Source organism: Rossellomorea aquimaris, assembly GCF_000935355.1.
GTDB classification, from domain to species: Bacteria; Bacillota; Bacilli; order Bacillales; family Bacillaceae_B; genus Rossellomorea; species Rossellomorea aquimaris_B.
Genome location: NZ_JXZC01000004.1, coordinates 53,041 through 79,527 on the forward strand (window position 1 = coordinate 53,041; position 26,487 = coordinate 79,527).

29 protein-coding genes are annotated in these 26,487 nt (G+C 42.1%); 18 read left to right on the top strand and 11 right to left on the bottom strand.

The window, feature by feature from the left end:
- Window positions 1–207: 207 nt before the first annotated feature.
- Window positions 208–1,122, top strand: coding sequence for a diacylglycerol kinase (locus TV75_RS12180; protein ID WP_044339053.1), 915 nt, complete (start codon window positions 208–210; stop codon window positions 1,120–1,122).
- A 52-nt stretch (window positions 1,123–1,174) separates the two neighbouring features.
- Here TV75_RS12180 and TV75_RS12185 read toward each other — a convergent pair whose 3' ends face one another.
- Both TV75_RS12185 and TV75_RS21535 read right to left on the bottom strand, forming a co-directional pair.
- Window positions 1,175–1,525 (bottom strand): hypothetical protein, encoded by a 351-nt coding sequence (locus tag TV75_RS12185; protein WP_044339054.1) that lies wholly within the window; start codon window positions 1,523–1,525, stop codon window positions 1,175–1,177.
- 105 nt (window positions 1,526–1,630) lie between these two features.
- Entirely contained in the window at window positions 1,631–1,798 is a 168-nt protein-coding gene (locus tag TV75_RS21535; protein ID WP_437176713.1) for an SDR family oxidoreductase, read from the bottom strand.
- A 349-nt stretch (window positions 1,799–2,147) separates the two neighbouring features.
- Here TV75_RS21535 and TV75_RS12190 point away from each other — a divergent pair, with 349 nt between their 5' ends.
- The 5 genes from TV75_RS12190 to TV75_RS12210 all read left to right on the top strand — a co-directional run bounded on the left by TV75_RS12190 (window position 2,148) and on the right by TV75_RS12210 (window position 4,840).
- The gene (locus TV75_RS12190; protein ID WP_044339055.1) at window positions 2,148–2,453 is read left to right on the top strand and encodes an antibiotic biosynthesis monooxygenase family protein; all 306 of its coding nucleotides are present in this window, start codon (window positions 2,148–2,150) and stop codon (window positions 2,451–2,453) included.
- On the top strand, window positions 2,453–2,836 hold the full coding sequence (locus tag TV75_RS12195; protein WP_044339056.1) for a hypothetical protein: 384 nt from the start codon (window positions 2,453–2,455) through the stop codon (window positions 2,834–2,836). Before TV75_RS12190 ends, TV75_RS12195 begins: the two co-directional genes overlap by 1 nt.
- 131 nt (window positions 2,837–2,967) lie before the next feature.
- Window positions 2,968–4,344, top strand: a complete 1,377-nt coding sequence (rlmD, locus tag TV75_RS12200; RefSeq protein ID WP_044339057.1) for a 23S rRNA (uracil(1939)-C(5))-methyltransferase RlmD — start codon at window positions 2,968–2,970, stop codon at window positions 4,342–4,344.
- 16 nt (window positions 4,345–4,360) lie between these two features.
- The gene (locus tag TV75_RS12205) at window positions 4,361–4,591 is read left to right on the top strand and encodes an excisionase family DNA-binding protein (RefSeq protein ID WP_044339058.1); all 231 of its coding nucleotides are present in this window, start codon (window positions 4,361–4,363) and stop codon (window positions 4,589–4,591) included.
- A 54-nt stretch (window positions 4,592–4,645) separates the two neighbouring features.
- A complete protein-coding gene (locus TV75_RS12210; RefSeq protein ID WP_044339059.1) occupies window positions 4,646–4,840 on the top strand; it encodes a YwbE family protein in 195 nt (64 codons plus the stop codon).
- A 186-nt stretch (window positions 4,841–5,026) separates the two neighbouring features.
- On the opposite strand, the gene TV75_RS12215 is transcribed toward TV75_RS12210, so the two are convergent.
- Genes TV75_RS12215 through pxpB form a run of 3 tightly spaced genes read right to left on the bottom strand, consistent with a single transcriptional unit; the run spans window position 5,027 to window position 7,969 of the window.
- Complete coding sequence (locus TV75_RS12215) at window positions 5,027–6,217, bottom strand: NRAMP family divalent metal transporter (protein ID WP_044339060.1); 1,191 nt, start codon at window positions 6,215–6,217, stop codon at window positions 5,027–5,029.
- A 31-nt stretch (window positions 6,218–6,248) separates the two neighbouring features.
- A complete protein-coding gene (locus TV75_RS12220) occupies window positions 6,249–7,253 on the bottom strand; it encodes a biotin-dependent carboxyltransferase family protein (RefSeq protein WP_044339061.1) in 1,005 nt (334 codons plus the stop codon).
- Entirely contained in the window at window positions 7,250–7,969 is a 720-nt protein-coding gene (pxpB, locus tag TV75_RS12225) for a 5-oxoprolinase subunit PxpB (RefSeq protein WP_052504549.1), read from the bottom strand. The genes TV75_RS12220 and pxpB overlap by 4 nt, the downstream gene beginning before the upstream one ends.
- Window positions 7,970–8,538: 569 nt before the next feature.
- Between pxpB and TV75_RS12230 the strand changes: the two genes are divergently transcribed.
- Window positions 8,539–9,732 (top strand): MFS transporter, encoded by a 1,194-nt coding sequence (locus tag TV75_RS12230; RefSeq protein WP_253275525.1) that lies wholly within the window; start codon window positions 8,539–8,541, stop codon window positions 9,730–9,732.
- Window positions 9,733–9,978: 246 nt separating this feature from the next.
- On the top strand, window positions 9,979–12,723 hold the full coding sequence (locus TV75_RS12235) for a hypothetical protein (protein ID WP_044339064.1): 2,745 nt from the start codon (window positions 9,979–9,981) through the stop codon (window positions 12,721–12,723).
- Between the two features lie 62 nt (window positions 12,724–12,785).
- Here TV75_RS12235 and TV75_RS12240 read toward each other — a convergent pair whose 3' ends face one another.
- Window positions 12,786–13,649, bottom strand: coding sequence for an STAS domain-containing protein (locus TV75_RS12240; RefSeq protein WP_044339065.1), 864 nt, complete (start codon window positions 13,647–13,649; stop codon window positions 12,786–12,788).
- Between the two features lie 259 nt (window positions 13,650–13,908).
- On the opposite strand from TV75_RS12240, the gene TV75_RS12245 reads away from it, so the two are divergent.
- The 3 genes from TV75_RS12245 to TV75_RS12255 all read left to right on the top strand — a co-directional run bounded on the left by TV75_RS12245 (window position 13,909) and on the right by TV75_RS12255 (window position 16,259).
- Window positions 13,909–14,724: a basic amino acid ABC transporter substrate-binding protein gene (locus TV75_RS12245; RefSeq protein WP_044339066.1), complete on the top strand. Its 816-nt coding sequence runs from the start codon at window positions 13,909–13,911 to the stop codon at window positions 14,722–14,724.
- A gap of 159 nt (window positions 14,725–14,883) precedes the next feature.
- On the top strand, window positions 14,884–15,540 hold the full coding sequence (locus tag TV75_RS12250) for an amino acid ABC transporter permease (RefSeq protein ID WP_044339227.1): 657 nt from the start codon (window positions 14,884–14,886) through the stop codon (window positions 15,538–15,540).
- On the top strand, window positions 15,537–16,259 hold the full coding sequence (locus TV75_RS12255; protein ID WP_044339067.1) for an amino acid ABC transporter ATP-binding protein: 723 nt from the start codon (window positions 15,537–15,539) through the stop codon (window positions 16,257–16,259). Before TV75_RS12250 ends, TV75_RS12255 begins: the two co-directional genes overlap by 4 nt.
- Window positions 16,260–16,319: 60 nt before the next feature.
- Here the strand turns inward: TV75_RS12255 and TV75_RS12260 are convergent, their stop codons facing one another.
- Genes TV75_RS12260 through TV75_RS12275 form a run of 4 tightly spaced genes read right to left on the bottom strand, consistent with a single transcriptional unit; the run spans window position 16,320 to window position 20,099 of the window.
- Window positions 16,320–16,850, bottom strand: coding sequence for an RNA polymerase sigma factor (locus tag TV75_RS12260; protein ID WP_044339068.1), 531 nt, complete (start codon window positions 16,848–16,850; stop codon window positions 16,320–16,322).
- A gap of 19 nt (window positions 16,851–16,869) precedes the next feature.
- Entirely contained in the window at window positions 16,870–18,843 is a 1,974-nt protein-coding gene (locus TV75_RS12265; RefSeq protein ID WP_052504550.1) for a DUF6449 domain-containing protein, read from the bottom strand.
- Window positions 18,815–19,717 (bottom strand): ABC transporter ATP-binding protein, encoded by a 903-nt coding sequence (locus TV75_RS12270; protein ID WP_044339069.1) that lies wholly within the window; start codon window positions 19,715–19,717, stop codon window positions 18,815–18,817. Before TV75_RS12270 ends, TV75_RS12265 begins: the two co-directional genes overlap by 29 nt.
- Window positions 19,704–20,099, bottom strand: a complete 396-nt coding sequence (locus tag TV75_RS12275; protein WP_044339070.1) for a GntR family transcriptional regulator — start codon at window positions 20,097–20,099, stop codon at window positions 19,704–19,706. Before TV75_RS12275 ends, TV75_RS12270 begins: the two co-directional genes overlap by 14 nt.
- Before the next feature lie 320 nt (window positions 20,100–20,419).
- Between TV75_RS12275 and TV75_RS12280 the strand changes: the two genes are divergently transcribed.
- Entirely contained in the window at window positions 20,420–21,235 is an 816-nt protein-coding gene (locus tag TV75_RS12280; RefSeq protein WP_044339071.1) for a ZIP family metal transporter, read from the top strand.
- Window positions 21,236–21,314: 79 nt separating this feature from the next.
- Complete coding sequence (locus TV75_RS12285) at window positions 21,315–21,857, top strand: histidine phosphatase family protein (protein ID WP_044339072.1); 543 nt, start codon at window positions 21,315–21,317, stop codon at window positions 21,855–21,857.
- Between the two features lie 36 nt (window positions 21,858–21,893).
- On the opposite strand, the gene TV75_RS12290 is transcribed toward TV75_RS12285, so the two are convergent.
- On the bottom strand, window positions 21,894–22,217 hold the full coding sequence (locus TV75_RS12290) for a general stress protein (RefSeq protein ID WP_044339073.1): 324 nt from the start codon (window positions 22,215–22,217) through the stop codon (window positions 21,894–21,896).
- A 124-nt stretch (window positions 22,218–22,341) separates the two neighbouring features.
- Between TV75_RS12290 and TV75_RS12295 the strand changes: the two genes are divergently transcribed.
- The 5 genes from TV75_RS12295 (at window position 22,342) to TV75_RS12315 (ending at window position 26,013) form a co-directional block, all read left to right on the top strand.
- Window positions 22,342–22,668, top strand: a complete 327-nt coding sequence (locus TV75_RS12295) for a thioredoxin family protein (protein WP_044339074.1) — start codon at window positions 22,342–22,344, stop codon at window positions 22,666–22,668.
- A gap of 232 nt (window positions 22,669–22,900) precedes the next feature.
- Window positions 22,901–23,200: a hypothetical protein gene (locus tag TV75_RS12300; protein WP_044339075.1), complete on the top strand. Its 300-nt coding sequence runs from the start codon at window positions 22,901–22,903 to the stop codon at window positions 23,198–23,200.
- Window positions 23,201–23,986: 786 nt separating this feature from the next.
- Window positions 23,987–24,577 (top strand): DedA family protein, encoded by a 591-nt coding sequence (locus TV75_RS21190; RefSeq protein WP_052504551.1) that lies wholly within the window; start codon window positions 23,987–23,989, stop codon window positions 24,575–24,577.
- 184 nt (window positions 24,578–24,761) lie between these two features.
- Window positions 24,762–25,511, top strand: coding sequence for a threonine/serine exporter family protein (locus tag TV75_RS12310; RefSeq protein WP_044339230.1), 750 nt, complete (start codon window positions 24,762–24,764; stop codon window positions 25,509–25,511).
- Between the two features lie 46 nt (window positions 25,512–25,557).
- On the top strand, window positions 25,558–26,013 hold the full coding sequence (locus TV75_RS12315) for a threonine/serine exporter family protein (RefSeq protein WP_044339076.1): 456 nt from the start codon (window positions 25,558–25,560) through the stop codon (window positions 26,011–26,013).
- The last annotated feature ends 474 nt before the right edge of the window (window positions 26,014–26,487 follow it).

Below are 26,487 nucleotides of genomic sequence, written 5' to 3' on the forward strand. Positions count from 1 at the left end.
GGGGGAGATTGCTTTATGAGTTTACAATTTTCAATTTCCATTAGATTTTTCCAGCGAAAAGAGTTATGATATTGACCGGAAGACGCTTTATAATAGATTTCCAATTGAATAAACATTGCATGAAAAAAAATAATTAGTATATGATGTTAAAAGATGGAATATAACAGGACGAGTTTTTGGAATTAATACAGATTAGGATGATGGGGTATGAAACGAGCAAGAATTATTTATAATCCAACTTCTGGTCGAGAGCTATTCAAAAAGCACCTTGCAGAAGTATTAATTAAATTAGAACAAGCTGGATATGAAACCTCTGTTCACGCAACCATTTGCGAAGGAGATGCAACAGAAGCTGCACGCATTGCTGTAGAACGCAAGTACGATATCGTTGTCGCTGCAGGAGGAGATGGCACTCTAAATGAAGTAGTCAACGGGTTAGCCGAGCAGGATTACCGACCGAAACTAGGAATTGTTCCAATGGGCACAACGAACGACTTTGCACGTGCTCTTCATATTCCAAAGGATATTGGATCAGCTATTGATGTCATCACGAATGGTGATTCCATCCCTGTCGATATCGGACGGATGAACGATCGATATTTCATTAACATCGCCGGTGGAGGAAGAATAACCGAATTGACTTACGAAGTGCCAAGCAAGCTTAAAACGATGATGGGGCAGCTGGCCTACTATTTAAAAGGAATTGAGATGCTTCCATCCATCAAGCCGACGGATGTTTCAATTGAGTATGATGGAAAGCTATTTGAAGGAGAAGCGATGCTATTCCTCATTGGTTTAACGAACTCTGTCGGGGGCTTTGAAAAGTTGGCACCGGATGCTTCAATCAATGATGGTTTATTCTCTCTCTTAATTTTAAAGAAAACCAATCTGGCTGAGTTTATCCGTATTGCGACATTGGCCGTTCGTGGTGAGCACGTAAATGATCCCAACGTCATTTACACACAGGCTAATCGAATTAAAATCAAAGCAAAAGAAAAGGTACAACTAAATGTAGATGGGGAGCTCGGAGGAGTCCTTCCGGCAGAATTTGAAAACCTATACCGCCACCTGCAGGTATTTGTCCCTCTTGATAAGATCCGCCCGGAAGATAAAGCTGAATAATGATAAAAAAGAATGCCGAGGTGGCATTCCTTTTTTTTGTATATTTGATTCTCTAGTTAACTAACAAAAATACACTGAAAGTCAGCGGGAAACCAATGAGAAAGCCCCAGCCGATCTGTTGTTTATGACGGAAAGGAACTTTTCTCACAATCCAAGACAGAATGTGGGCCACGATCACAAATGTAAAGACCCAAATGAGTTGCCCCACCACAAACACAAATAGATAAGCAAGGATGGACTCTTTATTAAGTAAGAGGGAAATCCCAAAACCAAAGGTCAATGTTAAAAAAGTGACTGCAATCAAGATGTAGGGTAGCCACCACCTTCTTGACTTGAGAGCGAATAACACTCCAAGAAAAACATTTCCTACGAGGATAAGGTTTACTAAGAAGTCTGGGTTCATATTTATCTACCTTCTCTTTCTAGAATTATTGCACATACCATTTTACCCTTTGTTCATCGGATAAAACGAGGTAAGTTTTAACATAATATCTAGTAAAATGAAGAATTACATGAACCTGTTAAAAGAATGGGTCTTATAGAATACTCTGGATGATCCGCCTTCGACACGTTGAGCTGCACCGTTTATTGTGGAAGCTTTCTCGGAAGCCAGGAAAACAATTGTAACAGCCACTTCCTCCACTGTGGCATAGCGTTGTAAAAGGAAATAGAGTATTCACTGATAAATATGTCCAGATCCTGACCGTTTTCATTCGCTAAGTCTGTGATGAATGTGCGTCCATGTATCCAGGTCTCATAGTTCGTTTACTCTCGAAATTAATTCGTCTGACTCATCTTACTTCGAGACATCTGCGCGGATGCCATAAACGGTCCCAAAGTCGGACAACTCTTAATGGGGAGAGAAGCATATCGAAAGAAATTTTGAAAATATATATGACGTCTTAGAAGAAAGTATTCTCAATCGATAACTCCTGTTAAATTTTGTATTCCCCACCACTCCGCGACTATGTTACAGTGGATAAAAAGCATGTATGACAAACAGTGCCACTGGAAGGGTGAATTCAATGTATATCGTACATTCAACATTTATAGTTCCTGATGAAAAGGCTGATGAAGTGATTTCAATCTATCATTCCCGTTCAGGAATAGTCGACAAGGCTGAAGGGTTTCAACGCTTCCTGCTCTTGCAAAATGAGAAAAAACCGGGAGAGATCACAGTTCATATGGAGTGGGACACGAAGGAATATTTTATGACGTGGGTGCAGAGTGAAGACTATAAACGTATTCACGAATTGGAGAAGAAGTACCCTGACCAGGAGCTGGCTTCGATCATTCCTTCCATTCATCGTTTTAAGGTGGTGGCGTACTAATGGAAAATAAATATAAGAGTGTGATAGAAGATGCGGTGGCAAAACTGTACGAACAATATCCTGAATTGGATGAAAAGTACGGTGAGGTCGGACGGAAAAAATGCTATGAAGATAATATTCACCATTTCAACTATCTGGAATCGGCATCTGATGTTGGTGAATCAAAGGTTTTTTCTGACTATGCCCTTTGGCTCAACAGCGTGCTGGTGAGCAGAGGCATGAAATCAGACCATCTCATTGATAACTTCAAATGTATCAAGGAATCTATTAAAGAGAGCGATGTTGATAAAGGAGAAGAATTCAAACTTTATCTAAACGAAGCAATAGAGTCCATTCAAGCGGCAGATAGCGAAAGCGAAAATATGCCATTTACTAAACGATAAAAGCATCGAACCACCGCGTTCGTTGCTTTTTTTACATAGAGAGGGACGGACCTTTATCCATTTCATTCTCGACCTCCATTTATGGTACAATCAGTAGAGACTTAAAAAGGAATTCGTAAAGGAAGATATACGTGAGTAAAAATGCGCCAGTTCAAAAAAATGATTATATAGATGAAGCAGTATTTGAAGATCTGACCCATGACGGGAATGGGGTGACGAAGGTGGACGGATACCCGTTATTCGTTCCCAATGCCCTGCCAGGTGAGGAAGGCAAGGTTAAGGTCGTGAAAACGAGTAAAGGCTATGGGTTTGGGCGGCTGACAGAGCGTACCCAGGAAAGTCCGTTTCGCCAGGAGCCTCCATGTCCGATCTACAAAGAATGCGGGGGCTGCCAAATTCAGCATATGACCTATGAAGGACAGCTGCAGGCAAAAGAAAAAAATGTCCGCGATGTCATGCAGCGCATAGGAAAGCTTCATGACGTAAACGTTCACCAGGTTTTGGGGATGGAAGAACCATGGCGCTACCGCAACAAAGCCCAAGTACCTGTAGGGGAAAAAGACGGACGCTTTGTAGCCGGCTTCTATCAAAAACGAAGCCATGAAATCATCGATATGGACAAATGTATCATCCAGTATGAAAAAAATGATGAAGTGATTCAGCATGTAAAGGATATATGCGAGAAACTGGAGGTCCGTCCCTATGATGAGAAGAATCATAAGGGGACCCTCCGTCATATTATGACCCGGACGGCGTATACGACGGGAGAAGTGATGGTCGTGTTGGTCACTCGTACGCCGGAGCTTCCTCATAAGAATGCAATCATCGAAGCCCTCGTCGAGAATATTGAAGGGTTGAAATCGGTTGTCCATAATGTGAATCCTAAGAAAACGAATGTGATAATGGGGGACACCACCCGCGTTCTTTGGGGAGAAGAAGTGATCTATGATTACATCGGAGACGTGAAATTTGCGATTTCCGCGAGATCCTTCTATCAGGTGAATCCTGAGCAAACGAAGGTGCTCTATGATAAAGCATTGGAATACGCTGATTTACAAGGGGAAGAAACTGTCATCGATGCGTATTGCGGAATTGGAACAATTTCCCTTTTCCTTGCCCAAAAAGCAAAAAAAGTGTACGGGGTTGAAATTGTCCCGCAGGCGATAGAAGATGCGAAGAAAAATGCTGAGTTAAACGAAATGACCAATGTAGAGTTTAAAGCAGGACCTGCCGAGGTGGTCATTCCTGATTGGTATAAAGAAGGAATCAGAGCCGACGTGCTTGTCGTGGATCCTCCACGTAAGGGTTGTGATGAAGCACTTCTGAATACGATCCTGGCCATGAAGCCGAAGAGGGTCGTTTATGTATCGTGTAACCCCGGTACACTTGCACGGGACCTTAGAATATTAGAAGATGGCGGGTATAAAACGAAAGAGGTACAGCCTGTTGATATGTTTCCGCAAACGATGCACTGTGAAGCCGTTGCGAAGATTGAGTTAGTAGAATAAGCGAGGAAGAAAGCCGATGTATCTCACAATTGAAGAAACAGCCGAATATCTGTCTCTGCCCCAGTCGTATATTGAGAGCCTCATTCAGCAAAAGAAAATACGGGCAGTACATGACGGAGAGCAATATTTAGTATACAGGGACCAATTCAATCAGCACCTGGAGCAAATGGAAAAGATGAAGCGTCAGCTTGCTGAATATTTGAGTGAACCGATTCCGGAAGATATCGATGTGAAGGATGAAGACTAGCTTCTCCCCTGGATAAAGACTTTCGGAAACCACCTTATGAAATGGAGAAATACAATGAGCGGACAACAGCGTTCCAATATTAAACAGGGTCTTGAAGTGGATATCGTCCTGAAAAAAGACCAAAGAACAAATAAACTTACACGTGGGATTGTTAAAGATATTTTAACCAACTCACCGAATCATCCCCACGGTATTAAAGTCCGTTTAGAAGATGGACAAGTCGGGCGAGTGAAGAATATTATTCAGTAGTGTTTGGAGAGAGGCCTTTAGTGGTCTCTTTTTTTATCTTTGGGTATTTTATTAATTTTGGTGCCAGGCATAAAAGTGTGGATCGGTGCCAGGCACCAATCAAAGGCACCGATCAAGACTCCGCCATCGAATCCCATAAACAAAAAAGACCTCGATCCAAAATGGATCGAGGTTCTTCTTTTCCACTTAACTAAACAATTGAGGAATGCCCTTGATTAACGAGTAAACACCCATGTATGACATGGCCACGACAATCAACGCACCGAAAATGGTCATCCAGACCGGGTGCTTGTAATCACCGACGATTTTGGTTTTATGAGCGGCGATAAGCATAACACCTAATGCTATTGGCAATATCAATCCGTTAAGTGCACCAACAAGGATTAAAATCGCGACAGGTTTACCTACAATGACGAATACTAGTGTTGAAACGGTAATGAATCCAATGATTAGCCACTTATGATATTTCTCGAGAAGCGGGCTGAACGTCCGAATAAAGGACACGGATGTATAGGCAGCGCCCACAACGGACGAAACAGCAGCGGACCACATGACGATCCCGAACATCTTGTACCCTATATCACCTGCAGCCAGTTGGAATACGGAGGCCGGCGGGTTGGAAGGGTCCAATTGCAAGCCTTGCGACACGATCCCCAAAGCAGCAAGGAAAAGGAAGATTCGCATGATGGACGCGATACCGATGGCAGATACTGAGCTTTTCGTGATCTCAGGAATGGCTTGTTTCCCTGTTATTCCGGCTTCTAATAACCGGTGACCACCAGCGAATGTGATATATCCGCCAACGGTTCCTCCTACCAGCGTAATGATGGCAAGAAAATCAATGGTGTCTGGTGCAAATGTTTTCGTAACGGCTTCTCCTACAGGAGGATTTGCTGTAAACATCACGTACACCGTAAGGATAATCATGAGTAACCCGAGGATCTGGGCGAACTTGTCCATTAATCTGCCGGCTTCTTTCACCAGGAAGATTCCAACGGCGACAATTCCACTGAATAATGCGCCCATTTCAGGTGAAATACCAAAAAGAACATTCGTACCCAATCCTGCTCCGGCAATATTTCCAATGTTAAAGGCCAATCCACCCAGGACGATGAGGATGGCAAGGAAGTAGCCTAATCCCGGTAAGACATCGTTGGCGATATCCTGAGCCCTTTTTTCAGAAATGGCAATGATGCGCCATATATTAAGCTGAGCACCAATATCAATGAGGATTGAAACAAGGATGACGAAACCAAAGCTTGCGGCCAAGGTTTGAGTAAAAACGGTTGTTTGAGTCAGGAAGCCTGGTCCGATGGCGGATGTGGCCATTAAGAACGCAGCCCCTAACAATACGCTGAAATTTGATTTTTTCTTCAAGACGTTCGCTCCTTTGCTGTCATGGGATGTACTACGTGTTGAATTTCAAAGCAACACCCTGCTTTAATTGCCTTAATTGGCGTTCACGGTCTATGTAGAGTTCCTGGGCTTTTTCATGAGAAATCATCGTAAAGGTCAATTCCTCTCCAGGCTTTGCTTGTGCAATCAGAGGAAGATCCACTGATGCGATATCACCGATCCTTGGATAGCCTCCCGTTGTTTGGCGGTCCGCTAACAGAACAATAGGCTTCCCGTTCGAAGGAACCTGAATCGTTCCAAAGGCAACCGCTTCTGAAATCATATCAAATTCCTGCTCGAGATGGAGGGACGGACCTTCCAGGCGGTAGCCCATTCGGTCGGATTGAGCAGACACTTTAAATGGTTTATTGAAGAATTGTTCCCGGCTTTCTGGTGAAAAAAGATCATACTCGGTTCCCGGCATCACTCGAATGGTTTTCTTTTGATGATAAGCCGAGATAAATTCAGATGATATGGACCAATCAATTTCTGTGAAATCATTGTCCTCTAAAAAGGGAAGTAAATATTCGATCATATTTTCGGATTCTTCCTTGATCGTTCCTGGTTCCAAGGTGTCACCTTCTTTTAATGAGCGGCCATTCAATCCTCCAATCCCAGCTCTTGAGTAAGTTGATTTGCTATTCATGACCGTCGCTACATTGAATCCACCTGCAATCGCAAGGTAACTGCGGCAGCCGCTCTTGCATGCCCCGAATTTAAGTACGCTTCCAGCTTTGATCAATAGTGATCTCCTTAAAGGAACCGGCTTCCCGTCAATGGTTGGAGATAAGTCTCCTCCACAAATTGATATAAGTGTAGTTTCCTGGAACTCAAGTGTTGGGCCCATAAGTGTCATTTCAAGGGTCGCATCGTTTTCATCATTACCCACCAGCAGATTAGAGATTTTATGAGCGAGAGGATCCATACTCCCACTCACGATGACACCATATTTTTGATATCCATACCTTCCCAGGTCCTGAATCGTTGAAAGGAGGCCCGGTTTCATTACGTTAATCATTGTTCCTCCTCCAATGCTTTATATTCTTCGAGTGAAATGGGGGTGAAACGAATTCGATCCCCTGCTTTTAGTAAGCTTGGTGAGTCGTCGTCATTTGGTTTGAATAATTTTAAGGGGGTACGGCCAATCAGCTGCCATCCTCCAGGTGTTTCAATTGGATAAACGCCTGTTTGTTCTCCTGCAATCCCGACTGATCCCGCCGGTATTTTGAGGCGTGGTGATTCTCTTCGAGGGGTGGCAATCTCCGGGGACATGCCTCCGATATAAGGGAATCCCGGGGCGAATCCAATCATGTATACGAGGTAGTCACCATTCGTATGTTTCTCAATGACATCTTCAGTAGACATATGATTGTGGTTCGCTACTTCTTCAAGATCCGGTCCGAATTCTCCTCCGTAGCAGACGGGAATGTCGACGATCCGGGCATCTGATTGTTCTAAGGTTGTAAGTTTGGAAAGCAGCTGTTCAATTTCAGAGCAGACAATTGTGTAAGGTAATGTGTTCTGAAATGGCTTGTGAGATTCTATGATTTTGATTGGGTCGTAATAAAGTGTGACGGTTGTAAATGCAGGGATGAGTTCAACAAGCCAGTCGATTGTCAGGTTTTCGAAAAATGTGGTGACGGCTTTGACCATTTCGTGTGTTTCTTGCTGAATGGACTTTCCTAATTGTATAACGATGGCATGATCGCCGAGGGGGCGTAACGAATAATTCAAAGAACTACCTCCAGTCGTAATTGTATGATTATAAGAAATATAAAATATTTATGTATGAGTAGGCGTGCAAATAAGATTATTCAGAAATTTAGGGCATGTTGTTATTATAGTATAATTCTTTGAGTTTTCAATAAAAGGTTGGGAAATAGATGGTTCTACCAAGGAGTTTTCTTCCAATAAAAATGGTTGAGGGGTCTTTTCATATTGCATTCCTTTTTTTTGACTCATTCGAGTGAAACGTTCGTTTCACTCGCCTTTCAGCAGAAGCTGAAAGGCCGGGGATAGAAGGACAACCGCAGGAGCAAATTCATTTGCTCCTGCGGTTGTCCTTCTATCCCCGGAATGAGCCAAAAAAAATAGTTAGTACTACTAACCCTCTATATTCCTGCGTTCAATCATAAAAGTCCTTCAATTTTCACTTCGCGATTTTTGTAAAAAACTAGCATATTTCATCAGGCTTAAATCGTATCGCAATTGTGTTTTATGTGCTATTATTTAGTAATCCGAAATATTATTCTCATTTAGTTTCAATTAGTGGTTAGTGATAGATGTTGAAAGGGGGTTTTCTTATGGGTAAGGTAAAGGATCCTTTATGGACGAGGTCTTTTATTATGCTTATGGTAGGAAACTTGTTTGTGTTTATGTCGTTTCAGATGCTGATACCGACTCTTCCTCCTTATATAAAGTCGATAGGTGCTTCAGGTTTGGAAATTGGATTAGTGACGACGTTATTTTCGATAGGTGCTGTTTTAAGTCGGCCATTTATTGGGTTTATGTTGGAATATAGAGACAGGAAACCTCTCGTTTTAATAGGGGGGATCTCGTTATTATTGATAACGGTGATTTATCCATTGTCCAGTGTGGTCTTCATCTTTCTTTTATTCAGGTTTGTACACGGACTGGCGTGGGGATGGTCCACCACGGTTAATGGGACGGCAGCCGTGGATGTGGTGCCGAAATCCCGTCTGGGTGAAGGGATGGGGTATTACGGATTGTCGATTACGATTGGAATGATCATTGCTCCGAGTCTCGGAATTTATTTATTCCAGGTAACGACATTCACGAATCTGATCATTACTTCCAGCGCTCTGGGTGTCATTGCCATTATCTTGTTGGGAATCGTTCATTACCATACACCTCAAGTCGTCAAAGAAACGAAAAAGGAAGATTTGAAATTTTCATATCTTGGCTCTTTAGTTGAAAAATCCAGCTGGTTCCCGGCGTTCATTACGATTATGGTGACCTTTGGGTACGGATCGATCGTAACGTTCATCGTCATCTTTGGAGAAGAACGTGGAATACAGCATATCTTTTTATTCTATTTATGTAATGCGATCATGGCCTCTCTATCAAGACCGATTGCCGGGAAATGGTTCGATGAACGAGGACCTAAAGGTCTTGTGCTCTTTTGTATCGTGATCACCTTTATAGGCATGTGGGTATTATCTTATGCTCATTCTGATTTTCTCATTGTCGTATCAGGTATTTTGTTTGGAGTTGGATTTGGTTCGCTTATACCGACACTGCAATCCTGGACACTGTCGTTAACTCCCGACAATAGAAGGGGAGTAGCGAATGGGATGTTCTTCTCCTCCATTGATCTTGGAATCGGCTTAAGCGGGTTAGTATTCGGCGTGCTGGCTCAATATGTTGAGACGGGTGTTTTATTCCAGATCTCCAGCCTATTCCTGCTCATTGCTTTAGTCGTGGCGCTACTGGAAGGCCGTAAACAAAAAAAGTTTGTTCATCAGACATCCGCCTAGTTTGATGACTGAATAATGGTGGTAAGTAAAAAGGACTATTTGTTTTTGAAGGTGCAGACCGCCTTTAGTAACGGATAGTCCTTTCTTCTGTAATGGAAGTGATTCCTATGAATCCCGGCAGAAAGTATCAATCGGAAATTGAAAAGGAAATGAAATTTTATCCCTATGAAATTCTGTTAGAATGATAGAAATAGACTAGTCTGTGAGGTTTCTCAAAAAGGAGATCCACATATAACGGAGGACATTATGACAGAAGAAAAATTACTAATGGAAAAGTCATTCTATGGAACTTTTTTAGTAGACCATGACGTGAACCTTCATCCAATTGAAGTCCTTGGACAAGCTTTTGTAGAAGAGCAGCAAAACGAACCGTATGATTTATCGTACATTCGATATGCTCAAGGTGAGGTCTACTTTCATAGCAAGGACTATGAAGCGGCTATTTTCAAATGGGAAAGCATCCAGAACGAGTTAGAACCTTGGGCCAAGAAGAATATCGCGGATTCTTACTATGAGCTCGGGATGTTATCTTCAGCGGAGGATGTATATACAGCGATCCAGTCGGAAAGCTCGATTTTAACGTTGGAAGTATCCCTTCAGTTATTCTCTCTTTATATCGAACGAAACAAGATCAAGTCAGCCTATCGTACGATTGAAAAAGCGTTGAAGATTGATCCGGACTATCCGAATGTGGCCGAACTTGCCAGGGCTTTTTATGAGGAACAAGAGGATTGGAATAAGGCTGTGGAACTCGCGGTACAGGAGTCGATTCGGACAAGGGAACCTGCGTGGTTCATGATTCTGAGAGACTATGCGGATCAAGGTCATACAACGTCATTTGCGCCTGACTATTTCTATGATATGTTGATTGCAGTTTATGAAAAGGATCGTAAACAGTTTAAGGACCTCGTGTCTTCCCTATGGACAAGCTACAGAAGGAATTCTGTGGCCCATATTGAATGGATGCTTACGGTCAATACGATCTTTGAATACGTGGAAGTACTTCCGAACGAATCATGGGAAGACATCTTATCACAATTCCAGGAAGCTTACATAGGGTTCTTGGAAGGTCATTACTTAGTGAAAGACCTGGAAGGCTTTATGCCTACTATGCTGAGCAATTGGCTGAAAGTGAGCAGGGATCATCAACCCCTTTTCCCGGCGGCGGCCGTTTTGGCCTGGAACGATGTCTTTTCTTACAGCATTGAACAGATGGTCACGGATGAGGCAGAAATGATCCTGCTGGAAGCAGACTCTTCTCAGGCGCGCTTTGAAGACATTATTCTGTTCTTAAATAAAATCATCGATTGGTCAGAACGAAATGATGCTTCTGTAGGTTATAAAACAAAATGGATTGCGGAGCAGTTAATGGATCTCTCCGAACACCACTTATTAATTGCAGGGAGTGGCTCCAGCGGAAAGTCTTCCTTTGTTCAATCCGTTCTAGGTGAGAGCGTGGGCGAGGCTGAAGGCTCAACCATCATTTATGGCTATCATGATCAGCAGGTAGAAGTGAAGGAGATTCACGATCATGGAGTTCACAAGGTAGAGAGCATCGCTGACTTTGAAGAGCTGATGCAAAGAGAAGCATTCGTAGAGTATAAGCTCCCGTCTGAATTCCTTAAGAAAAATAGAAGCTCCATCATTGACGTTCAAACAGGCAAAAGGCATCTGGATGATTTGACAGCCTTTTATCCTGTAGCGGATGGTTTACTGTATGTCTTGAATGCCGATGCCCCGTTTAATGCAGAGGACCGACAGACTTTAAGGAAATTAACGGAAATCGGCCAGCCTGTGAACGTTCATTTCTTATTGAATAAGATGGACAAAGTATCTCATTCTGACCGTACAGAAGAGATCATTGAATCAGCCCGAAATAAAGCCCGGGAATGGTTCCCGGACGCAGAGGTATTACCGTATTCATCCCTGGAAGCCGTTCATCTGCAACGACAGGATGTTCAGGCATTCATAAAGGAACAGTATGAGGTGAAAGGAAGTACGCTCAAAGCGGAACGTGGGGCCAAACTATTTTATCTAGTCAGAAAAACATTAAGAGATCTTTACTCAAAGCGTAAGAATCGTGAAAACGAGTTGAAAGATACAATCGAGAAGAATGAAGATATCTTGTCGCGTTTGAATGGCTTTGAAAACTACCTGGGTGACATGCAAGCAGATAAAGTCTCAGTCATAAAGGACTCCTTCCATCAAAAGAAAGAAGCGATGAAGAAGGAAATCTCCGAGAAAATCCCTGGTATCCTTAGCGGCTGTTCGGAACTGATCAGTGAAGAAAGTGATTTCAGACAAATCCATACGGAACTGAATGAAGCGATGAATACGCGCATTCAAGCCTATATCCAAGAAGATCTCATGCCGCGTTATGTCAAATCTCTTGAGGAATGGCTTGCCTTCTCGAAGCAGGAGCTCCAAGACAGCCAGAACTATTTGACTGAAATGAGTGGAACCTTCAACGAGCTGTTCGGTAAAGACAAAGTCGTTCTACAATGTGATTTTCAAGTAATAGATGACTGGCGTCGGGATGTAAGCCGCATGGGAACGAGGGCTCAGATTGATAAAGAGAATATTTTATTGCGATTCAAACCGGCACAGTTCTTATTAAAGAGTGCAGGGAAGCTGTTAGGTGTTTTACCTCAGAATAAGTCGTTACTCTACAATCAATACAAACGCTATTTAGAGAACGAAGATTATCAAGATATCACGGCATCTGTTGTCAATAAATTCTTCCTTCAGTTTGATTTGTTCGAAAAATCACTGCAGCAGGATGTTCACTCTTTCTTCGCGGAGCCATTCAATCAACTGGAAATCACGATTAAAGATACAGAAACTGATATTGCATCAGACGAAGAAACACTAAAGAAAATGAAAGCCGATCCGGAACGATATTTCGATCCTATCACTCTATTCGAAGTAAAATTGCTTCAGCAAGAGTACATGGTGAAAGCCAGCTATAAAGCTTCTCATCATTATTCATAATAAAAAAGACTGATTCCAAGAGGATACCCCTTTTAGAATCAGTCTTTTTATTTATTACCTTTCTAAACCTGCAAGAATTCGCTATTTTCCTGAATCACATCGGCAATGATCCGTTCAAGAGAATTTTCAGTATGAATGGTAGAGAAATCTAATCCCAGATGAATGGCTGTCTGAGCTACTTCCGGACGGATGCCGGTGATAACCGATTTTACTCCAAGTAGATTTAAGGCATCGATGAGGTGGAAGATTTGCTGAGCGACCATGGTATCAACCAATACCACACCTGATAAGTCGATGATCAACATGGATAAATGGGCATCGGCACTTTGTTGAAGGGTTGCTTCTAATATCGTTCGGGCTCGTGTCGTATCAATATCCCCGATGATAGGCAGAAGTCCTACCTCTGAAGTTAAAGAAATGACCGGTGTACTTAATTCCTTGATCAGGGTAGACTGTGCCTGGAGCCGATTCATTAGTATGTTCAGGAACGTGGCAGTGAACGTTTCCAACACATAATCCAATGCGTAATTGATCTTTCGTTCCCACTCAAATACTTCTTTCAACTGGATGTTTACGTCCGATTCTTCCACAAACTTTTCAACATACGTCCAGTACACTCTTCTGAACACACCTGAGTTACGAACAACCTCATCGAGCGTCGTACTGGATTTACTACGATCTGCAGCTGTTTGTAAAGTCCAGTTATAAATCAATTCCTTTGACTCTTCTTGAGAAAGTAACAGACACTTGGCGATGATCTTCACATAATTAGAGTTTTGTTCTTTTATTTTGTTCAGTACCTCTGGAGGAGAATCAGGCGAATAATGTGAGCCTGATTTAATATTCTGGAACTTTAACCAGTCTTCAGTGAAATCCAAGGCATGATCAACTAAGTATTCATATAAATCAGACGAATGTGTATCCATATATTCTCCCTTTAAACTTGGCTTATACTCTTATTCTGAAACCTAAAGAGGAGACTGTCAATGTTAAAGGTAGAAATGATAATAAAACTAGTAAATAATATACCTCTTTTATTATCCGAAAAAATATACAAAAAAATCCATGATAGCAGAAAGTGATTAGTCTGAATACTAGTAATATTCTAATACTTATTGGTTTTCTAGTAAAATATATGTATAATTATAATTATTAGAAAATACAAACTATTTTAGGGGGCTTACGATGAAGAAGAAAGTAAGAGGGTTATTTCTAGTATTTATGATTGGTATGGCAGGAATTATGACTGCCTGCGGAAGTGAAGAAGCGAGCTCAAGCGAAGATAAAAAAGAGAAGCTTGTAGTGGGTACCGATGCAGCCTTTGCTCCATTTGAGTATATGGATAAAGGGGAAATTGTCGGATTTGATATCGATTTCTTAGAGGCTGTCATGAAAGAGGCCGGCTATGAGTACGAAGTGAAGAACATTGGATGGGATCCATTGTTTGCAGCAGTACAAGGTGGTAAGGAAGTCGATATGGGGATCTCCGGAATTACTATAAATGATGATCGTAAAGAAACGTTTGATTTTTCCAATCCTTACTTTGAATCCACACACATGATCATGTTTGGTGAAGGTGTGGATATCAAGAGTGCCGATGACCTGAAAGGACTAAAGATCGGGGTCCAGAATGGAACGACCGGTCAGGCGGCAGCAGAGAAAATTGTCGGGCAAAACAGCCCTGATATTTCAAAATATGAAAACAATGTAGTTGCCATTACCGCATTAAAGCAAGGTCAAGTAGATGCTGTGGTAACCGATAATACGGTTGTAAATGAATATGTGAAAAATAATCCGGATGACAATTTCAATACAGTTGAAGATCCTGAAAACTTCGAATCTGAATTTTATGGCTTAATGTTCCCTAAAGACAGTGAACTGAAAGCTGATTTTGATAAAGCGGTTAAAGAAGTGATTGAAAATGGTACTTATGCTGAGATTTACAAAGAATGGTTTGGTACAGAACCGAACACTGACGCTTTATTAGAGCAAGCAGAATAAGGGAACAAGGGGCGTAGTGAAAGGTATGGAAGATCTTCTTTATTGGATGTTAAAGAAGATTGTTCCTTCTTCACCTGCCCCTTTTATTATAGTCTATTTACTACTATTGAAAAGGGAAGCGGCATAAGCCGCTACCGAGACAAAAGGAGTTATTATATGCTGGATTTCAGATGGGACATTATTGGAGAATACTTACCTTTTTTTCTAAAGGGAGCATTGTTAACAATCGGTTTATCCGTGGGAGCCATCTTTTTAGGCTTAATCTTCGGACTGCTGATGGGGATATTCAGGATTTCGCCCTACCTGCTCGTTCGAACGCCCTTCATTTGGTACATAAACTTTTTTAGAGGTACGCCATTATTTGTACAGATTCTACTCATTCACTTTGGTGTAATGCCAATGATCATGACGGAAATTAATCCAGCCGTGTCTGCATTAGTGGCACTATCGTTGAACGCCACAGCATATATCGCCGAAATATTCCGCGGCGGAATCCAGTCCATTGACCGGGGACAGATGGAAGCTGCCAGGTCATTGGGGATGACCAATATCCAGGCGATGAGGCATATCATTATCCCTCAAGCATTTAAGCGGATGATTCCTCCACTTGGAAATGAATTTATCGTGTTATTGAAAGACTCTTCCCTGGCAGCGGTCATTGCTGCTCCTGAGCTAATGTACTGGGGCCGGGCCATGCAGGGGCAGTATTATCGTGTATGGGAACCCTATTTAGCAGTCGCTATCATCTATTTAATCCTTACTCTATCTCTTACGTATCTACTAAACTATATTGAGCGGAGGATGGCAACCGAATGATTAAAGCAGTGAATCTTAAGAAGTCCTTTGGAGAATTAGAAGTATTGAAAGATATTAACGTTAATATCGAACCGCAAGAAGTGGTTGTAGTAATAGGGCCATCGGGTTCAGGAAAATCAACGTTTCTGCGTTGTTTGAATCTTTTAGAAACAATTACCGATGGTCATGTGTATATTAAAGACCGGGATCTAACCGCCAAACAAACAGACATCAATAAAGTACGTACGGATGTGGGAATGGTTTTTCAACAATTCAATCTTTTCCCTCATAAAACCGTGATCCAGAACATTATGCTCTCTCCGATGAAGGTAAGAAAGTGGCAAAAGGATAAGGCGGAAAAGAAAGCATTGGAGTTACTTGATAAGGTGGGACTCAGAGAAAAAGCGTATGTGTACCCGGACTCCTTATCTGGTGGACAGAAGCAGCGGGTGGCCATTGCACGGGCCCTGGCCATGGAGCCTGAGATCATGCTGTTCGATGAACCTACTTCAGCCCTTGATCCAGAAATGGTAGGAGAGGTGCTGGAGGTCATGAAACAGCTTGCGAAAGAGGGCATGACCATGGTCGTTGTCACCCATGAAATGGGATTTGCGAGAGAAGTAGGGGATCGTGTCATCTTTATGGACGGCGGGTATATCGTGGAAGAAAACAGACCGTCTGAACTCTTTGGGAACCCAAAACACGAAAGAACCCAGGCATTTTTAAGTAAAGTGTTATAAGGTGGGGTACTAATCCTGAATTCCACAACAAAAGGAGCCTTCTCAACAAGGCTCCTTTTCCTATGCAGTCTTTGCATGAACAATTGAATATAGCTGCTTTCGTGCACGGTGAAATCGTGTTTTGACCGTGGAGGGAGACAGATTCAGCTTTAAGGCAATTTCCCCATCACTAAGATCCTGCGTCACTTTCAAGGACATGACCTCCTGCTGGGTCGGTGGCAGCCTCTTGATGTTTTCCTGGATGCTGTTCTTGAGGAATCGGGCTTCGATCTCCATTTCCAAAGCAATATCATCCTGAATCGGATTGATTTCTTCATAATCTTCTATGCAGACTTCATTGCGTTTCGATTCTTTACGGATAAAATCGATTGCCGTACATCTTGCGATAGAAGTGAGCCAGGACTTTGTTTTGGTCGTATCCAATAAAGTGTCGATTTTGATATACGCTTTAAGAAATGTTTCCTGGACGATGTCCTGTGATAAATGAACGTCCTTCGTCATGTTGTAAGCAATATGATAAATCAGCTTGTGAAATTGATCATACATCTCCTCTAAAGAGGGAGGAGATGCTCTGAACTGAAGTGTGTCCATGTGGCTTCACCTCGACTTTCTATTCTAAATCGTCTAGTTTATTTTTTAGGAATGAAGGTGTATCTTTAGCTTTTAACCCTCGCACTTCGACATTTCCGTGGATTTTATACTTGATGATCACCATATATTCATTTGTCATCTGGTTGTATACGAGTTGATCCATGATGGCTTCAACGTGTTTGGAATCCTCTATTTCAATTCCTTTGTTTTCTTTCTTCAACTCAAGGGCTTCGGTATCTGGATCCATGACGTTGAACAGACGGTTACGGTAACGCTCTTGATCGATCACGTACATCCACTCAATGTCAGATGCAGTCACTCTTACATCTTCAAGGTATCCATTCTCCTGTAGCCAAGATTCGAATTTCTTATCGTTATTATGCACGCCGACATGGGTCCATTTGTTCTCTGAAAGAAGTAATTCAACGTTATAGAGGTTCACTCTATGGCGATCTTTTAACGTATCATTATAGGTTTCTTCTCTTAAAATTCCGATGGCTTCATTGATTTGTTCCGGGTCGACAATGCTTATACTCTGTCTGTTCCCCATATCAGCATAAATCGACAGCTTGTCTACACTGTTTGAATCTACGGCGAAAATCTCATTCGTTGTTTCTTTATAACTTTTCATTTTATATAAAGCAGCATATTGAGATTCAAACTCTTCTATATTCATACGGTAGTTCCTAACAAGCTTGCTTCCATCGTGCATCTTGTAATAAAAGAAGACCTGTTCACTATCCTCGTCTGGGACGGTACGATCGTGATTGTTGACGATTTCCTTATGAAGGTTAAGGACGGCTTTAATGGTTTGAGGGTCGTCTATAAAGTGATCCTTGATAAGGCTATCGGGATTGTCTCTCATGGAATAATAGCTGTTACTGACATGGACCTTTTCTATACCCTTCAAATCAGGAACCTTCTTTTCATACTGAAATAAATCAAATTGGATGAACACCCCGATAAGAGAAATGGTAATGGCAAACCCTGCATATCCTTTCCAGTGCCGGAATACTCTCCAATGTTTTTGTAACACCATCTCGGCAATATAGTAGCCAATGAATGATCCAATAAAATATCCGAATATCGTCCAGATTGCCTCCTGATAGATCTCATGGAAGTACATCCCCCCAACCAGCATGAAACAAAAAGCGACTCCATATTTGAACAGGGGTCTCAGAACAGGAACCACGATGGCTTGAGATGCTGCTTCTACTTTTCTCGTTTTATACAAAACATACGACAAAACATAGAGTAGGAGAGTGATAGCTATGAACAGCGTCACATCTAATCCGGAAAAGATTTTATTCTCAAGATATACGGCCTTGATGACAGGGGAATATTGTTCAATTTGGATATTGAAAAAATAATCTTCTGGAAATCCAAATAAAAGATTTTTCAAGCTAAAGCATATCAGCATAAACATGCCCGCCGGCAATAAGAGCAGGATATAGGTAAGAGCACCTTGTACAGCCGTCAACCCCGTTATCATGGCCACAAAGACAGCGGTTGTGAAGAGAAGAATATTCATCAGAATGGTAATGCCGCACCAGGTGAGAATATCCTGAACTTCAATGTATTGCTGAAGATCTGTCAATGAATAAAGGGAGAGTAAAATAACTGTATTCAGTACAATCGGAATAATGAGTATTGCGAACCCAACCCCGGTAAAATGGAAAAATAATTTGCTGCGTGTAATAGGGAGACTGTGCATAAAGTCCGCAGCTTGTTTCACATGTAAATATCGAAACAGAAACAGGGATAAGATGACTGGAATAAACAGCATCAACCCCATTTGGATCGGGTATTGCATTTTAAACAGATTCTCATAAATGGCTACCGGAAAAGGCTGGTTCTCGTTGGATAGTTTTCCGATAATGTCAATCGGTAAAGAAAAGAGAAGTCCGACAAAATAGACAATGCCTACCCATCCAACATTCCGAAGGCTTTGTAGGATGACTTCCTTATTGATCCATGATGTTTTGGATGGCATATCCAATGTCCTCCATTTCATAAACAAAAATTTCTTCAAGGGTCAACGGCAACAGATCAAAAATCACCGGATGATAAGGCTGGATCATGCTTCTCACCTGTTGTTCGTCACCTCTGACGATGCAGAGGGATATACTTCCCCGGGTCTCTTCATGTAGTAGGTCAAGCTCAGTAAAAAGCTTCTGAGGAATCTCACCTCTGAATGCCAGCTGAACTTTATGAATCCCGGACTTCAAATCATCAAGCTCTTTCTCAAGCAGAAATCTCCCTTGATGCAAAATTCCGATATGATCACAAATATCTTCCACTTCCCTTAGGTTGTGAGAGGAAATCAGAATCGTCATCTCCCGGTTGGCAACTTCTGTGATCAGTACGTTTTTTACTTTCTTACGAACGACGGGGTCTAATCCGTCAAGGGGCTCATCCAGAATGAGTACGTCTGGTTGCGTGGCTAATGCAAGAATAAAAGCTGCCTGACGCTGGACGCCTTTTGAAAATTTATGAAGCTTCTTATGAGGATCGACCCCGAAAAGTCTAGTGAGAGATTTATATTGATGAACATCCCACCGGCTATAAGTATGTTGGTAAAATTGAGCCATTTGACTTAACGTATAGTGGGCAAAGAAAAAAGGTTGATCGGGAATGAAAAACAAGCTTTCCTTCGTCGGGATATTCTCAAATATCGGTTGCTCCCTTAGGAAAATGTCTCCTCTTTCCGGCTTAAACACTCCAGCGATGGACTTGAGTAATGTCGTCTTTCCTGCACCATTCGATCCGAGCAGTCCATAAATTGAACCTTTTTGAACTGAGAATGAAATATTATGGATGATTTCATTACCCTCAAAGGCTTTACTTACTCCTTTAATCTCTATCATCAGCACTCTTACCTCCTACCGATGCCTCGATATCAGCAATCATCTGCTTTAAATCTTCAGGCGTAATTCCTAAATAAAGAGCCTCAGACAAAAGTTTAGACAACTCTTCCTTTACTTTCATGATTTTCTCCGCGTTTTGAATGTGACTTGAAGGATTAACAAAGCTACCCCGTCCTTTCACCGAATAAATATACCCCTGGGTTTCTAATTCCCTATAAGCTTTTTGGATTGTGTTTGGATTTATGGTCAGCTGCTGAGCCAAGGTACGAACAGAAGGCAATTGTTCATCCGGCTTCAACACCTCATTAATGATTAACTCCTTTAATTTCTCGACTAATTGTTCATATATGGGCTTCCGACTTCTTAAATCAAGCTCAAACATATCCACCCTCCCAACTGTATAAAGTGTACTATGTGTCTTAATACAGTTAAAGTATATAACAAGTTCTACCAGTTTGGAAAGAGGGATGTTGAAAAAAAATTTTGAGAAGCTGGTTGGAGTGATATCCACTTTAACTTTTGTGAATAAGGACTCCCTGGTTTGGGAGTATAAACAATGATACAAACACAAACTAAAGATGAATAACATATATATAGAAAAATGATCAGGTATGGTAAATATGACATTTCCTTTGACAAAGAAAGTTTCCTTGATGCAAAATGATGGTATTCAAAATTTTTGATCGGAGGAGAGGGTTGGTTATGTTCTTAGATTGGTTAAGTGGATTCAACCCAGCCGTCCAGGCACTTTTTGGCGGTACATTGACATGGGGATTAACCGCACTGGGGGCTGCAACGGTTTTTTTCTTTACCAAAATAGAAAAGCATACGTTGAATATGATGCTCGGGTTTGCTGCAGGTGTCATGATAGCAGCATCGTTTTGGTCACTTCTTGCTCCATCAATAGAGTTCAGTGAACAAAACGGTCAGATTCCATGGCTCGCTCCTGCAATCGGTTTTTTGCTTGGCGGCCTTTTCATAAGATTATTAGATTTTGTCGTACCTCATTTACACTTAGGGAACTCAGCGGAAAAAGCGGAGGGACCTCCGACTAAATTTAAGAAATCAACCCTTTTATTCCTGGCCATTACTCTTCATAATATTCCCGAAGGTCTAGCGATCGGTGTTGCTTTTGGGGCAGCATCCCTGGGACTTGGGGACGCAACATTGGTAGGGGCAATCGGACTCGCGATCGGAATTGGTATTCAGAATATGCCTGAAGGGGCAGCACTTTCGATACCATTGCGTGGAGAAGGGATGTCACGTTTGAAATCCTTCAACTATGGTCAGCTTTCAGCCATCGTTGAGCCCATTGCTGCCGTGATCGGTGCAGCTGCTGTCCTATTAGTGCAGCCACTGCTTCCTTACGCACTTGCTTTTGCTGCGGGGGCCATGATTTTCGTGGTAGTCGAAGAGTTGATCCCAGAGTCTCAATCATCTGGAAGTACAGACCTGGCCACGCTGGGACTCATGTTGGGGTTTGTTGTAATGATGATTCTGGACGTATCGTTGGGTTAATATAAGAAAGCATGCGGTTTAGATCGCATGCTTTTTTTATTGCCAAAAATAGTATAATGGCAGTGGAGGGGGCGATAGTGTGAAGGTTGGTCTCGTGAGACATTTTAAAGTAATAAGAGGATACCCTGATAGATTTGTGACATCCGAAGAACTGATGAAGTGGGTAGAAGAGTACGATGAGTCAGATGTAGAAGAGAATGAGGTTGATCTTCATGATATTGAATGGAAGAAGTGCTATGCAAGTGACTTAACCAGGGCAGAAGTAACGGCTCGAAAAGTTTATGCCGGGGATATCGTATCATTGAAGGAGCTACGTGAAATCAGACTATCTCCCATATTCAGTTCGAAGAGAAAGCTTCCACTGTTTTTACATTTGTTTATGATCCGGGTAGCCTGGTGGTTTAATCATCGTTCTCAGCCTGAGAGTAAGAATGAAATCCTTGAAAGAATCAATAGGATTGTCGATGCGATCATACAAGAGGGGGAGGACGTTCTCATTGTAGGCCATGGCGGGATTATGATGTTTATGAGAAAAGAGCTGATAAAACGAGGATTTAGAGGTCCTAAGTTTAGAAGACCATCAAATGGGGAGCTCTATGTTTTTCAAGACAAAAAAGGATGATTCCGGGGAATCATCCTAAGCCATTTCTCTTTAAGGTCAGTTTTTAACAATCAATAATATCTTTCCTTCGTCGAGCTTTTCTTCGTACTGATCCGCTTCTTCGTGAGAAAATCCAACTTCCATCAGTTTATTTCGGAGTTCGTCGCCTTTTTTCAGGATCATGTTCCCTACTGCAGTCCCTATGCCTGTTTCCTTGACACCAATCTCATTGGCGTCAGCGCGTTCCGCGACTCTGTCCGTCCGGTTATCATCATGGGATAATACATAAAGATTATGTTTGTCCACGCCTCGAGAAGATAGCTTTTCAACTTCAGTAATTAATTCCTTATCGTCATAAAATTCCTTAACAGTCGGTTTCAATTCAGGTCTCCTCCTTTATAATGTATTGTCGTTTATCTTTTCCCGTGGGTTCAGGGTGGTAAACCTATGGAGATGTGGGTATACCTATTACTAATGTGTCATCAAAGAAAGGAGGTCTCAAGATATGGAAGAAGTTCATTCTTTAGAATCCATAAATGCTACACTTGCTGCAGAAAAGCTGAGTTTACTATACATTTCAAGACCCAATTGCTCTGTTTGTCACGCACTTTTGCCACAAGTGAAAGAAGTATTGGAAGAGTTTCAAGATGTGAGGTCCATTCATGCCGATGCAGAGGAAATACCGGAAATAGCCGGCGGGTTCTCTATTTTTACTGTGCCGGTCATCATCGTATTTGTAGATGGAAAAGAAATGTTCAGGAAGGCCCGATTCGTTCCAATGGATGAGTTGCATACCCAAATGTCCCGTCTCGTGAAGATGTTAGACCACTAAACAAACGTTTGATTAAGAGAGAAAGTTGTTGGTCTGACAAGGTGGAAAGGGTTAAACGGTTGTTTAATACTTTAGAAACTTAATCTTGGGAGCCGTTTAAAGATGAAATTTTATAGCAATAAAAAAAGAGCTGCTAAAAAAAGTAGCTCTTTTGTCATGGTTCGGTGAATAGGTATATAATAGAGAGTATACGAGTATAGTAGTCATGAAGAAATAAAAGGGGGCTTGATGAATGATCAGATTGTCCAGGACAAAGAAAGTCATTTTACTTGGTTTAGCAATCATCCTCATAATAGTAGCCAACCGGATTTCCAGTGTACAACAGCTGACAGCAAGAATTGCCACTAACCTGTATATCAGCATGAAGTATCAAGATCTGGATCTCGAATACCAGAACGTCGAATTCTCACCCCAGTTTGGAGATTATTCTGTAGCGTACAAGGACAAGGATGGAAAAGTCTATGGATTCATGGTTACCCCTAAGTCAATGCCCGTCATCATACTTCACGATCCTCTTAATGAGTCACCTTAATCAAGTCAGAAAGAATCACCTTCGTCTCTATTAAAACCTCTTTTTAAGTACAAAACTTAAAAAGGTATGAACATAGAAATCAGAATAAGCCAGAAGGCATCATAGATCATCCGGACCCGCTCCTATAAAGAGGCTGGTCTTTTTTTGTGAAGGGATCTTTTCGTAAGGCTTGTTGCTATTGTAGATAAGATAGTACTAGTTGATTTCCGCTCCAGGATGCTCGCTTTCCGCGGGGCTGGCGGTGAGCCTCCTCGGCTGCGCCTCCGGGGTCTCACCTGTCCAGCTATTCCCGCAGGAGTCGATCATCCTTCCGCTCCAATCAACTTTCTGAGCATGTATCCTTAATGGTAAACAAAACAATTAAAACAAGTATTTTAGCAACCAATTTCATTGCAGGTATGTACAGATAGATTTTCCTTTTATGGGGATTATTTTTTTTAGTTATATTGTTTCCCTTCACACCTTGAAGCTCTGTCACGAAAAAACTATTAAAGATGGTGAGGGGAACTGCGCAGACTCCTGCGGAAGTACGGGCGTGCCGAGACCCCGGAAGCGAAGCTGAGGAGGCTCGGCCGAACGTCCGCGGAAAGCGGAGCAGTTCCCCTCATCATCCAGCACACACTAATTGACAGAGCCTTGCAGAACGTATGTTTTAAAAAAATCTTTACGAAAAGAGAGTTGGGAAAATACACCCCAGGTCTTAGGAGCAATTACTTCTACGGCTACTGTTTGCATGTTGTCGATTTTTTTATACTTAAGATATTCGTACGGATAGGAGTGACCTGGATGGAAGAAATCATGGCAAATTATTCGGCTGAGTGGGGGATATGGGGTGTATTGCTTTCTCTATTTATTGAAGGAAGTGCTTTCCCTTTTGTGGGTACTTTTTTTATCGTAACAATGGGATTTATTTTAGAATTAACGTGGATGGAGATAGGAGTCATTTCTTTAATAGGAAGTTTTCTTTATACAGTGGGGAGCTATATTCCTTATTTTATCAGTTTGAAATTAGGTGCGAAGCTGGAGGCAAGGCTCAAGCCTGAAAAACGGAAGAAGCTTAAAGAAGCCCAGGAAAGGTTCAACCGCTACGGAATCTGGAGCGTAGCGATCGCAAGCCCCCTTCACTTAGGAAATATCATTCCCTTCATGGCAGGCATGGCAAAAATGAATTTGAAAGTGTATTCCCTCCTAACTATGCTCGGGATTGCTCCGTCTACCTTTTTTTTCTTAGGTATAGGCAAGTTCTATGATGGGGATAAAGAAATGATCCTTGGAGTGGTAGAAGAATATCAAATGTTGGTTGTGGCAGGGTTTGTTCTGGTCACTGTTTTGTACACTCTTTTAAAAAGGAAGAGAGAAAAGGGAATAGGAGGATGAGGTGTGAAGATCCGGAGACTGGAGATTTTTTAACAAGTTGCTCAACATTGGCCCCTAAAACCTTCTACACATATTAAATCTACGTAAAATCATCCCATTCCTCATTGCTTACACCCCTTCTTTCCTATAAACTAGACCTATTCAAAAAATAGCACGTGTGGAGAGATTGATATTGGAAGCAAAAATGATAAGAAGATATGACATTATGGAGGTAAGTCTGCTGGCGGGTAAGATCATGCTGCAGAGTGGTGCAGAAACGTATCGGGTAGAGGATACGATGATGCGGATCGCTGCTTCTTATGGCATTTCAGAATCTCACAGCTATGTTACCCCGACAGGGATCATCTTCTCAATTGAAACGTCTGAACCAACTAAAACGAAACTGATCCGAATAAACGAGAGGTCAACTGATCTTGAAAAAGTAACTCTCGTGAATAGTATTTCAAGGCAAATCAGTAAAGGGCATCTCACTCTTGAAGAAGCATACAATGCTTTGGAAAAGCTGGATCAATCTGATCTTTCCTATTCCTTTGTCATTCAAGTATTGGCCGCTTCGATTGCAAGCGGATGTTTTCTCATCATGTTCCAGGGAATGTGGAATGACTTCATTCCGGCGCTTTTCGCTGGTGGAGTCGGGTTTACGAGCTTGATTTATTTCCATCGACTCGTACCTATTAAATTCTTCGCCGAGTTTCTTGCTTCCTTTATTATCGGAATGCTTTCCTATGGGTTCGTCCAGCTCGGAGTCGGACAGGAGTTGGATAAGATTATTATCGGATCAGTGATGCCCCTGGTACCCGGGCTTCTTATAACCAATGCCGTCAGGGACTTAATGGCAGGGCATTTGGTGTCGGGTTTATCGAAGGGAGCAGAAGCTTTTTTAACGGCGTTTGCCATCGGGACGGGTATTGCCGTAGTTTTCACTCTGACATAGGGTGCATTTGATAAGTATCAAGAATAAAGATTGAGGTGAAAAGGGAATGCTCATCATCGAACAATTAGTGACCAGCTTTATATCCGCAGCTGCATTCGGGATTATCTTCAACGCTCCAAAGCAGTCCCTTTTCAAATGCGGAATTGTTGGAATGTTAGGCTGGATCATCTACATAGGAATGAGTTTAAATGACGCGGATGCGGTGCTTGCGACGTTACTTGCATCCTTTGTCGTTGCCGTGATTAGTCAGGTATTCGCGAAAATGTATAGAACCCCGGTCATCATCTTTTCTGTAGCCGGAATTATCCCTCTTGTACCTGGAGGACTTGCGTACGATGCCATGAGGAATTTCGTTCAAAACGATTACAATGCCGCCATCAACCTGGCAGCAAAAGCGTTCATGATCTCAGGCTCCATCGCCATCGGACTCATCTTCTCGGAAGTCATCAACCAAGTCATCCGAAACGCACGGCTGAATGTAAGTGCAAGACGAATGAGATAGAGGGACGGACCTTACTTTTGTGGGGTCTTTTTTTAAGGCTCTTTTCGCGAAGATTGCTGTTATCTAGCATAGATTCTGCCAGGGCTCTGTCAATCAGGTTTATGCTGGATGGTGTGGGGAACTGCTCCGCTTTCCGCGGACGTTCGGCCGAGCCTCCTCAGCTTCGCTTCCGGGGTCTCGGCACGACCGTACTTCCGCAGGAGTCTGCGCAGTTCCCCTCACCATCTTTAACAGTATTTTCATGACAGAGCTTCAAGGTGTGCAAGAAAACAATGTAACTAGAAAAAATTCTTTTTCAAAAAAGCAAATCAATCTCTACCCTTGAATAAGGTTGTTTGCTAAAAAGCTTGTTTTAATTGTTTTCGATTAAGGATACATGCTCAGAAAGTTGATTGGAGCGGAAGGATGCTCGACTCCTGCGGGAATAGCTGGACAGGTGAGACCCCGGAGGCGCAGCCGAGGAGGCTCACCGCC

Excerpts from the sequence above, each read along its gene's own strand:
- TV75_RS12180 (WP_044339053.1), top strand. The coding sequence starts at position 208 with ATGAAACGAGCAAGAATTATTTATAATCCAACTTCTGGTCGAGAGCTA.
- TV75_RS12185 (WP_044339054.1), bottom strand. The coding sequence starts at position 1,525 with ATGAACCCAGACTTCTTAGTAAACCTTATCCTCGTAGGAAATGTTTTT.
- TV75_RS12190 (WP_044339055.1), top strand. The coding sequence starts at position 2,148 with ATGTATATCGTACATTCAACATTTATAGTTCCTGATGAAAAGGCTGAT.
- TV75_RS12195 (WP_044339056.1), top strand. The coding sequence starts at position 2,453 with ATGGAAAATAAATATAAGAGTGTGATAGAAGATGCGGTGGCAAAACTG.
- TV75_RS12205 (WP_044339058.1), top strand. The coding sequence starts at position 4,361 with ATGTATCTCACAATTGAAGAAACAGCCGAATATCTGTCTCTGCCCCAG.
- TV75_RS12210 (WP_044339059.1), top strand. The coding sequence starts at position 4,646 with ATGAGCGGACAACAGCGTTCCAATATTAAACAGGGTCTTGAAGTGGAT.
- TV75_RS12220 (WP_044339061.1), bottom strand. The coding sequence starts at position 7,253 with ATGATTAACGTAATGAAACCGGGCCTCCTTTCAACGATTCAGGACCTG.
- TV75_RS12230 (WP_253275525.1), top strand. The coding sequence starts at position 8,539 with ATGGGTAAGGTAAAGGATCCTTTATGGACGAGGTCTTTTATTATGCTT.
- TV75_RS12235 (WP_044339064.1), top strand. The coding sequence starts at position 9,979 with ATGACAGAAGAAAAATTACTAATGGAAAAGTCATTCTATGGAACTTTT.
- TV75_RS12240 (WP_044339065.1), bottom strand. The coding sequence starts at position 13,649 with ATGGATACACATTCGTCTGATTTATATGAATACTTAGTTGATCATGCC.
- TV75_RS12245 (WP_044339066.1), top strand. The coding sequence starts at position 13,909 with ATGAAGAAGAAAGTAAGAGGGTTATTTCTAGTATTTATGATTGGTATG.
- TV75_RS12255 (WP_044339067.1), top strand. The coding sequence starts at position 15,537 with ATGATTAAAGCAGTGAATCTTAAGAAGTCCTTTGGAGAATTAGAAGTA.
- TV75_RS12260 (WP_044339068.1), bottom strand. The coding sequence starts at position 16,850 with ATGGACACACTTCAGTTCAGAGCATCTCCTCCCTCTTTAGAGGAGATG.
- TV75_RS12265 (WP_052504550.1), bottom strand. The coding sequence starts at position 18,843 with ATGCCATCCAAAACATCATGGATCAATAAGGAAGTCATCCTACAAAGC.
- TV75_RS12270 (WP_044339069.1), bottom strand. The coding sequence starts at position 19,717 with ATGATAGAGATTAAAGGAGTAAGTAAAGCCTTTGAGGGTAATGAAATC.
- TV75_RS12275 (WP_044339070.1), bottom strand. The coding sequence starts at position 20,099 with ATGTTTGAGCTTGATTTAAGAAGTCGGAAGCCCATATATGAACAATTA.
- TV75_RS12280 (WP_044339071.1), top strand. The coding sequence starts at position 20,420 with ATGTTCTTAGATTGGTTAAGTGGATTCAACCCAGCCGTCCAGGCACTT.
- TV75_RS12295 (WP_044339074.1), top strand. The coding sequence starts at position 22,342 with ATGGAAGAAGTTCATTCTTTAGAATCCATAAATGCTACACTTGCTGCA.
- TV75_RS12300 (WP_044339075.1), top strand. The coding sequence starts at position 22,901 with ATGATCAGATTGTCCAGGACAAAGAAAGTCATTTTACTTGGTTTAGCA.
- TV75_RS21190 (WP_052504551.1), top strand. The coding sequence starts at position 23,987 with ATGGAAGAAATCATGGCAAATTATTCGGCTGAGTGGGGGATATGGGGT.
- TV75_RS12310 (WP_044339230.1), top strand. The coding sequence starts at position 24,762 with ATGATAAGAAGATATGACATTATGGAGGTAAGTCTGCTGGCGGGTAAG.
- TV75_RS12315 (WP_044339076.1), top strand. The coding sequence starts at position 25,558 with ATGCTCATCATCGAACAATTAGTGACCAGCTTTATATCCGCAGCTGCA.